Annotated in this window: 2 protein-coding genes; both read right to left on the bottom strand. The window is 43.8% G+C overall.

What is annotated here, in order from left to right; all coding sequences use genetic code 11:
- Positions 1-304: 304 nt before the first annotated feature.
- Positions 305-2431, bottom strand: a complete 2127-nt coding sequence (locus tag B5F78_RS15690) for a RagB/SusD family nutrient uptake outer membrane protein (protein WP_087407174.1) — start codon at positions 2429-2431, stop codon at positions 305-307.
- A gap of 47 nt (positions 2432-2478) precedes the next feature.
- Positions 2479-5517, bottom strand: coding sequence for a SusC/RagA family TonB-linked outer membrane protein (locus tag B5F78_RS15685; protein ID WP_430746827.1), 3039 nt, complete (start codon positions 5515-5517; stop codon positions 2479-2481).
- Positions 5518-5865: the final 348 nt, after the last annotated feature.

Genomic DNA, 5865 nt, shown 5'->3' with positions numbered 1-5865 from the left:
GCTTCATTTACACCAACCGTTCCGAATAGCTATAGGGCTTTGGTTTGTATAGCAACCTTACCCACGGTTTTATGCCTTATATGAAGTTTCTGTTCGTCAGACCAGATGTGTGCCGCCAGCTTCCTTCAGATTCCACCTCACGATGGACACCCTTGCTTTTGGCTGTATGATTCCCGCTATTAGGGCTCATTAGGGACTTGCACCCGTTAGCTAATACTCATGCCGAGCGTACTACACAAAAGAGGCGGAGACCGCTTTTGCTGTCCCCGCCTCTTTCAGGTTAGTTTATTATCTAATTCAGGAATTAATATCCCGGATTCTGCATAGCTTGTTTTTCTTCATTGCTTAATGCACCACCATTTTCGTTGGTGATACCGTCCAAGAACGATTGTGGAATCGGACGATAATAATGTTTCGCCGGATCAAATTCACCGATGCCACGGCTTACACCGTCATTAAATGCATGCCAACGGGCATCCAAAGTCATGGTACGGGCAAGGTCTTCCCAACGATACAATTCACCACAAAGCTCGCGGGTACGTTCGTTCAGCAAGAAACACATCATCTTGTCTGCATTGCTGCTGCAACCCAACGCATCGTAAATCGGCTGGTCTACTTCCGAATTATAGATATCGCTGACACTGTTCAGGTGCATATTATCCAAAGAAGACTGTGCATTGTACACATTTTCCTGACCTTCCAAGTTATTCGATTCGTAATACGTATTTTCTTCACTATAAATTGCACCATCAGGAGAATATCCACCACCTTTTCCACTGCAATAAGGATTATTTTTGTACGCCTGACCACCATCCACATTCACACTTCTATCTTCACCTGCTTGATAAGCAGCACGGTCGCGCAACTTATTAATCCATTCAATAGCATTGGCATATTGTGACTCGCCTTGACGAATATACGCTTCAGCTACCATCAACACATCTTCTGCAGAACGAGCAATAATCGCATCACGTGTTCCAAATTGAGAAGCAACAGAGTTACGATAGCCATCTCTAAATTTAGACAACGCTACAGAACGTTTGTGAGGTACAATACTATAATAGTTTCCGGTTGAATTTTGCGGATCCAAGTTCCAGCTTTGTGCTTGTCCTGCATAATAGCGAACAAAAGTATGAGGAGCAGAAATCTTTCCATTCTTCAATATTTTTGCTTCTACAGGGGCAGTAAGACCTGTTTCTGTATTCAACTCTTCATATTTTGTATAACGGGTATCACCAGGATTATTTACGATATATTTAATACCTATTTCACCTGCCACAAAACGTTTGCCACCTTCTACAGCACCTTCCGGAGCATAACCGGATTGAATATCTCCTTTACTCCAAGTAGGAGCACTGGAAGTATCATTCGCGCCATAACAAGTAATAAACGATTTCCAAAAACGAGAATCATTCACACGGTCGAAAACCTGCATGGTGTATTCCGTTGCACTCACGTAAGAAAATTCACGTCCACCTGAAATGTCACGTTTTGTTCCTGCCATGTCCTGATAAACTGAAGGATAATATAAGTGCATCTGATTTCCATATCGTCCCCATGTAGATTCATCATTTGAAAATTGTGCAGCCAAAATTACTTCGCTTACTTTTTCGTTTGCCCCATTGGGTTCTGTATAATCCCACAAATCTACATAATTAGAACATAAAGGATGAGCATTGCATACCTCTGTTCCATATTTAATGACATCCTGCAAATCTTGTGCTACATAACTATCATTCCAGTCACTATATAACTCCGAAGCACGGAACAAATGTGCTTTAGCCAAGAAATGCGCAGCAGCCCACTTCGTAATACGACCGGTTGCTTCAGGAGATTCCGGTAACAAGCTATAGGCTTGTTCTAAATCGGATATAATTTGAGCATAAACCTCTTCTTCGCTATTACGGGTAAATGTTGTTTCTACCGAGGTAGAAGGATTTAATTTGATAGGTACACCGCCAAATTGTTTTACCAGTTCAAAATAGGCATATCCTCTCAAGAAATAGGCTTCACCCAAACGAGTGTTATATGTAGCACTCGACTGGCTATAAAATTGCGGAATATTGGTTATTAAGATATTGGCAGGTTCTATCAAACCATACATATTATCCCACATGGGCTGATTAGCGCCCGTTTCTGCAGAGTTTAAGTCCTGACTATAATGATTCCACGCCGGCATGGTATTATTGGCATCCGTAAATTCATCGACACCCATATTATAGCATTCGATAGCCCAAATGTAATTGAATTTAAATTTCAATTTTTGATAAGCACCTGTTACCAATTCATCCAAACCCTCTTGAGTTTTAAAACGATCTGTACTGGGCTGGGTAATCAGTTCCTCGTCAAGGAAAGAATCGCTACACGAAGTAGCCATACCCCCCGCTACTCCTGCTATCAGCAGAGTAAATAATGTTTTATTTAGTTTCATACGTTTATTCCTTTTATCATATTATTATATATCATACCAATACCTATTTAGAAGCCGATGTTCAATCCGATAACCCAGCTCTTCAGCGTAGTGGACGAACCAAAAGTCGTGGTATTGTTATCGTAGTTCAACAAGTCGGTATCCAGCCAATCGGTAGCCTTGTAGATAGTGAACGGGTTCATTGCCTGTACATATACCTTCAAGGTACTTAATCCGGTATTCTTTAACTGTTTGGGTGTAAAGTTATATCCCAACGAAATGTTACGTACCTTGATGTACGAACCGTCTTGGTAATTCATAGAAGAACTATAAGTATCGGCTGCTTCACCGTTCGAACCCGGAGAATAGTATTCGGCATCCTCGTTGGTTCCGGCTACCCAATAATCCAATTTACGCTGCATATAGCGTCCGTCCAAGGTAGCAGCTCCTTGAGGTACGGTAAAGCCCCAGCGCGAAAGGATAAAGAATGAGAGTTCAAAATTCTTATAGCTGAATGTATTGTTCCAGCCTGCAGTCCAATCCGGACGTACTTTACCTACAATCTGACGGTCATTCGTAGCATCGATAACGCCATCATGATTCAAGTCTTTCACCTTGATCTGTCCGGGCTTACGTCCATACTTGGCAGCTTCTTCAGCTTCCGATGTCTTCCAGATACCGTCATATACATAGTCATAATATACCCCGATTTCTTCGCCGACAAACCATCTATTATTTACATCTTCGGTTCTTCCGTTAGACAACTCGTCAATCTGGTTACGGTCCATTGACCAAGTCAAAGTTGTATTCCACGTAAAGTCTTTGGTCTGTACCGGAATGGCATTGATTTGCAAATCAATACCCCAACCAGAAGTCTTACCCACATTGGCAAAAGTAGAAGTATAACCTGTAAGTGAAGGAATAGTCATGGACAACAGCAAGTCTTTTGTCTTAGTCCAGTAAGCATCCAAACTACCGGTCAAACGGTTATTGAAGAAACCGTAATCCAATCCCACGTTATATTGAGTCGTACGTTCCCAACCTAAATCAGGATTTGCCATTTTAGCAGGATCTTTAGCTGAAGGATCTGAAGGTACATAACCTAATGACGAATCGGTTTGTCCCCAATTATAATACAGACTTGTTATTGCACCCTTAGTAGCGTATGCATCAATTGCTGCATTACCCGTTACACCATATCCGAAACGCAGTTTCAATTGGCTCAACCAATTCAGGTCTTGCATAAATTCTTCCTGGTCGATACGCCAAGCGACTGCCATTGAAGGGAAGCTTGCCCACTTATGACCCGGAGCCAACTGCGACGCACCGTCCCAACGGATAGAAGCGGTCAGCAAGTAACGGTCCATAAAGCCATAGTTGGCACGAATCATGAAGGATTCCATCTGAGTCTCGGTCAGTCCGGTACCAAATGAATTCAAACTGCCGGCAGAAGCCATATTATACCACAGCTCATCAGCAGAAGCCACATTTGTTGCACGCATATCGCCCATTTCGTAATGGTAAGCCGAAGCCGACTGCATCAAGGTCAAGCCCAAATCGTGCTTGTCACCGAAACTCCGATTGTAATAAATCAGGTTATCCAAGGTCCATGAACGTTTTTGCTCATTCTTATATTGCGCTCTGTTATTGCCGTCTCCGTTGATACCCTCTGCTGCATTGGCAATACCCAACGTATAATATTGGAATTCGGGACCGAACTGCAGACGGTAAGAAAGTCCTTCCAGCGGTTCCCAGATCTTGCCGAAGTCTACCTGTGCATACATACTGGCATTGGCACGGAAGGTACGGCGTTGGTTAGTATTGTAATCCAATTCCCGAATCGGGTTGATGATGTTGACATCCCCGTTCGGATTGCGGATATATTCGCCGTTTTCATCGTATGGAACCGTCCACGGCAACATGCTTCTTAATGCACTGTATAAATCACCGGAACCGGTTACGGACTTGGTAAAGCTGTATCCATAGTCCTGATCGGAATACGAAGCGTTAATGTTGGCACCCATCTTAAAGAAATCTATCGGATTGGCATCAAATGAGGTCTTTAACGTATAGCGTTCGTAAGCCTGTCCCGGCTGTGTGCCTTTCTGGTTCAGGTAACCGAACGAAGCATAGCCTTGGAACTTGTCTGTACCGCCCGATGCGCTCAGGGTATGTTCGTGAGTGATACCGGTCTGCTTGCCATGCGAAGCCCAGTCGTAAGAACCTATTTTCGTAGGATCGTATGTGCCGCCTTCCCATGCTTTTTCAATGTTTGCCCACGAAGCGGCTACACTGCCGAATGCAGCTCTATCACCTGCATAATCAGGGGTAGCCGAAGGATAAGAACCCATGTTGTACTTTGCCAGACGGGCATAGTCCAACCATTCCGCAGCCGACATCATCTCGGTTACGTCATGCAGGGTTTCGAAAGTAACGGTACCCGAATAGTTCAAGGAAATCTTTCCTTCCTTACCTTTTTTAGTAGTTACCAATACAACACCGTTCGCACCGCGTGAACCGTAAATAGCGGTTGCCGAAGCATCCTTTAGTACGTCGATAGATTCGATATCCGACGGGTTGATGTTTTCGATACCGCCGTTCTGGATAATCATACCATCCACAACATACAACGGGTCTTGGTCTGCTGTAATGGAGCGCACACCACGGATATTGATTTTACCTACTTCACCCGGACGCTGGCTGGAAGTGATGTCCACACCGGCTGTCTTACCTTGCATACCTTCCAAGGCATTCTTTACCGGCATCGCTTTCAATTCTTTTTCACCCACGCGTGCCATCGCACCGGTCACGTCCGATTTCTTCTGGATACCGTAACCTACTACCACTACTTCATCCAGCACTTCGGTGTCTTCTTCCAAAGTCACTTGGATGTTGGTTTTCCCAGCTACCGAAATCTCCTGGGTCTTGTAGCCCACAAAGCTGATTTCGATGGTCCCGTCATTAGGGACATTAGATAAGGTAAACTTGCCGTCGAAATCGGTAATCGTACCGTTCGTCGTGCCTTTTACTACCACACTCGCGCCGATAACGGTTTCGCCGGTCTTGTCGACCACCGTACCCGACACGGTTTTGCCTTGCGCGTACATACCTATAGATATTACGGTCAACAAGGCGAAGAAGAACAGACGTTGCCCTATTGAGGCGCAGCGTCCCAGAATCGATTGGTCTTTTCTGTTTTTCATACTTCCAATTTGTTAAGTTAAACCAAAGTTAGATTAATTCACATAATTTTCTTATCGCTAAGTATGCCGAATTTATTCAGTTTTCTTGATTCTTGCAATGGAAAATTGTGTAAATATATAGGACAACTATATTTTTTACGCTCAGGCAGAGTCAACCAGCGAGTGCAACATTACGAAATATTTTTGAAAAAGACCTCAGCCGGAGTCGAGAAATTGAGTTTTTCTCTCGGTCTGGCATTAATTTTCTTCCTG

Source organism: Bacteroides sp. An279, from assembly GCF_002159615.1.
GTDB lineage: Bacteria > Bacteroidota > Bacteroidia > Bacteroidales > Bacteroidaceae > Phocaeicola > Phocaeicola intestinalis.
Note: the sequence above shows the minus strand (reverse complement) of the source record. Positions and strands in the feature narration are given on the sequence as shown.

What these genes read in the sequence shown, in the direction of transcription:
- B5F78_RS15690 (WP_087407174.1), bottom strand. Translation starts at nt 2,431, where the DNA reads ATGAAACTAAATAAAACATTATTTACTCTGCTGATAGCAGGAGTAGCG.
- B5F78_RS15685 (WP_430746827.1), bottom strand. Translation starts at nt 5,517, where the DNA reads ATGTACGCGCAAGGCAAAACCGTGTCGGGTACGGTGGTCGACAAGACC.